This window comes from Microcystis sp. M_OC_Ca_00000000_C217Col (assembly GCF_007095585.1).
GTDB classification, from domain to species: domain Bacteria; phylum Cyanobacteriota; class Cyanobacteriia; order Cyanobacteriales; family Microcystaceae; genus Microcystis; species Microcystis panniformis.
Map to the genome: position 1 here is coordinate 1 of NZ_SFBV01000046.1, position 3,638 is coordinate 3,638.

General features: G+C 40.5%; 3 protein-coding genes and 3 pseudogenes. 3 read left to right on the plus strand and 3 right to left on the minus strand.

Annotated features, from left to right (window positions below):
• Positions 1-60: 60 nt before the first annotated feature.
• Positions 61-258: a hypothetical protein gene (locus EWV66_RS02605; protein ID WP_052275710.1), complete on the minus strand. Its 198-nt coding sequence runs from the start codon at positions 256-258 to the stop codon at positions 61-63.
• Positions 259-433: 175 nt separating this feature from the next.
• Between EWV66_RS02605 and EWV66_RS02610 the strand changes: the two genes are divergently transcribed.
• The 3 genes and pseudogenes from EWV66_RS02610 to EWV66_RS02620 all read left to right on the plus strand — a co-directional run bounded on the left by EWV66_RS02610 (position 434) and on the right by EWV66_RS02620 (position 1,731).
• Positions 434-811, plus strand: coding sequence for a DUF433 domain-containing protein (locus EWV66_RS02610; RefSeq protein ID WP_002760641.1), 378 nt, complete (start codon positions 434-436; stop codon positions 809-811).
• Positions 808-1,201, plus strand: a pseudogene (locus tag EWV66_RS02615) (ACP S-malonyltransferase). Before EWV66_RS02610 ends, EWV66_RS02615 begins: the two are co-directional and overlap by 4 nt.
• A gap of 227 nt (positions 1,202-1,428) precedes the next feature.
• Positions 1,429-1,731 (plus strand): hypothetical protein, encoded by a 303-nt coding sequence (locus tag EWV66_RS02620; protein ID WP_052275709.1) that lies wholly within the window; start codon positions 1,429-1,431, stop codon positions 1,729-1,731.
• Between the two features lie 958 nt (positions 1,732-2,689).
• On the opposite strand, the pseudogene EWV66_RS02625 reads toward EWV66_RS02620, so the two are convergent.
• Positions 2,690-3,097, minus strand: a pseudogene (locus EWV66_RS02625) (ISL3 family transposase); the annotation flags it as partial.
• Between the two features lie 18 nt (positions 3,098-3,115).
• Positions 3,116-3,638, minus strand: a pseudogene (locus EWV66_RS02630) (ISAs1 family transposase); the annotation flags it as partial.

The following is a 3,638-nucleotide window of genomic DNA, read 5'->3' on the forward strand; positions in this document are numbered from 1 at the left end:
GTTTTCCGAACAATTTCATCGCTGACAAAACGGATGACTGGTGCCGTTACTTTGTCTTGCCTATTTGGGGTACAAAAGATTTTCTTTATTCCCCTTGACTTTTAAGACAATCGCTACAATAATTGCTGCTCTCGTAGTGGACTGTTTCAGTGCGATGCCGAAGGCACTGCGTAGCAGATCGCCATCGCCGTAGGGTGCGTTCCCTAAGGTGGCTCCTACTGCTCCAGCGCTCGATTTTGGGGAACGCACCATGCACATTGATTGAAACTGTGGGTTTAAGTGCGATACCGAAGGCACTGGGTAGCAGTACGCTGACGAGGGTACGCTAATCAAATGTAATGCGCCATATTTTCATTGGTGAGGCCAGCAGAGTTGGGGGTGATATGATGAGAAAAGAGCGGCCACTCAACACCATTTGGAGCTAATCAAAACTATGTCACTGTATCCTGATCAGGAACCCGCAATTACTCGAACAGAGCGTGGTTTAACAATTTCTGGCACAAGAATAACCTTGTATCAAATAATGGACTATATTCACGCCAATTACCCTCGTCATTTAATCCGCCATCAATTCTATCTAACTGATGAGCAGTTTGATGCAGCCATCTCTTATATTGACGCTCACTACAAAGAAGTAGAGTCAGAGTATCAAATAGTTGTGCGGCAAGCAGCAGAAATTCGAGATTATTGGAATGAGCGTAACCAAGAACGTATTGCTAATATTTCTAAGTTGCCGCCCAAGCCTGAATATACTTCTGCTTGGCAAAAATTGCAAGCGCGTAAAGCCAAACGAGCAGCAATAAGCCAGTGATTTTTCTAATCGATCACAATTATTGAAGGGCAATCGCTCATACTTTTTGGCAGTATTACTTCTGAAGGGTGGCTTGAAACATTACCAATTCGTTTTATTTCATTTGATGAAGTTGAATTACAAATTAACAGCAGTGATAGAGTGGTCTGGAGGTTTGCTCAAGAGAATCAAATGATTTTACTAACCGCCAACCGTAGTATGAAGGGTGAAGATTCTTTAGAGCAGGTAATCCGAGAAGAATGTTTACCAACTTCTTTGCCTGTGGTTACGTTTGCAAATGTTGATCGGATTATTGAACGAGAATATCGAGAAGAATGTGTTGATCGCTTGATTGAAATTGCTCTTTACCTTGAAAATTATTTAGGCGTGAGTCGTCTGTTTATTCCATAGCAAATGTCTAACTTTGCCGTTAGGCGGCTTCGTCTATCTGTGAAGGCGTAGCCCCAGTGCGATGTCGAACGCAATCTTGTAGGGTGCGTTCCCTAAGGTGGCTCCTACTGTTCCAGCGATCGATTTTGGGGAACTCACCATGCACATTGATTAAAACTGTGGGTTAAAGTGCGGTCGCCGATTTTAATAAGCTATATTAACAACAATACTTAAAGAGAAGGCTTAAAATGGTTAAATCAACTTTGTACACGACAGCAAAAGTCCTACCGGGAAATAGAATTGAAATTGAATCTCCAGAGCTGACTGTAGGACAAACTGTTGAGGTAGTTATTTTGGTTGAAGAAGTTAGTTCTGATTCTTCTACCAGCGAATATATCTCTCCATCCTTAAAACAGCGTCTTGCTTTTCTGAAGTTACCAATGACTGAACGGAGGAATATTCTCAAAAGTCAAGCCGATATAATGCTCTCTCACTATCAACAAGATTCTGAATGGCAGGAGTTAATGGCAGCTGACATCATTGACTATTAACCCTGAGCTGCCAAAACGTGGAGAAATTTGGTTAGTCAACTTCGATCCTACTGTTGGTGCAGAAATCAAATGACACTCTTCAACTAAGGGGGGTGGATTTACAAAGGTTTATTCGTAAATTAGGAAGCATTTCGGCTCTTCTCGACTTTGTGTGATAATTTTTGCTTATGGAATCGTGAAATGCTTATCAGGCAAGACTTTTAGTGCTATTTGGCGGAATAAACTATCAGTATAGACCTCGTTTCCACACAAATTACAATACTGGAAATTGTAGCCGCCATTGCTACTGTAATCGAATTTGAGATCTAACAAATCGGCTCTTCTCGACTTTGTGTGATAATTTTTGCTTATGGAATCGTGAAATGCTTACTGGGCAAGACTTTTAGGACTATTTTGCGGATATTCTATCAGTATAGACCTCGTTTCCACACAGAAACCAGAAGAGCCACAAATCATTGCACCCGACCGTGTGTTAGATAGCTCGTAATCATGTAAACCTAGTATAATATGAGCGATCGCTATCCAAAATTGTCCAGTTTAGCCTTTAACTATTTAGGGTTTGCTGAATAAATCTAAAAACCTTGTTGGATAAGGCTTTTAGACTTTTTTTCCCTGAAAAAGTGCCTACCATTGGAGTGATTGGGGGGAAAATTTAGGGATTTTTTCCCTGAAAATTAGGTAATTGACCACCTGAAAATGGGTAAAACCCCACACCCCACACCCCACACCCCACACCCTGCCCCCACGAAAAACTTTTTCAGCAGCCCCTATTTATTCAGGACATTACCATGAAAAAACTGCATAAATTACTGATGACCACCACCGCCATAGTTTCTACATTTGGGTGGAATATTCACAGCACTCCTGTTGCAGCCAAGCAAAATTATATAGGAAGATGGTACAATGTGGGACTTAGTAATGAATACATTTCTGGCTCTTCGTTACTCTTTATGCTAAATCAACATACAAGATGCCAAGACAACATACTTCTAACCCAAAAATTCCGAAAGTTTCTCAAGCCATAGGCTCTCCGTTTTATTAGTTTAAGTTTATTGTTGATTCCCTCGACCATCCCATTCGTTGTCCTTCGCTCGAAATAACTAATTATTTCTCCAAACCAGTTTCGGATTGTTTGACAACTCTTAGTAAAAACACTGGAGGATTTTGCCAACCATTCCGAGATGGATAGCATTCCCTCTGTCGGATTCTCTGAGGTTTCATAAATCTTTCTAAATTCTTCCTTTAATTCCTGCATCTTTTTCAAATTTGGGAATTTTTATTTGATAGCTTCTAGTTTAATTTTTTGGGTTTCCGTTAAATCTTTTTCATTTTTTAACAAGCTATATTTACTTCGCTTTAAAACTTCAGGGTAAGAGCATCTCAATTAGGCTTGACAAAAGGCTTTCAGCACAGCCATCATATAGTTATTATCCATGGCCGCCCGTTTACTTTTTTGTGCCAGACTACGTCGGTAAGTGGATTCCTGGTTAAGAGCGTTAAGTGCTACTCGTCTCAAGAAGGCTCCCATTACGAGGGCTGTGACCAGAGCGAATCCGACATTGATCCTCATTAAAAGTAACATCTAAAATCCAATGAGCCTGATTTTCAATGCCCCAATGTTTACGAATAGCATTACCTATTTTTTGAGCATCAGCAGGGAGAGAACTGAGATAAAATTGGACTTCACAAGTGGTTTTATTCCAAAGATGACGAACTCGTTTAACCATGATAATACTTTGAAGTCCTTGCCATTGAGCCTGTTGATAAAGACCGCCGAAAGCTTCTAAAGGTACAGCCCAACACCAACGTTTTTCGAGGCGATGATGACCTTTTTCCAGACGGTAATCATAACTAAATTGAATACCATCAAATTGATGTGCTTGAGCTTGCTCAAACCAGTTTTTGAC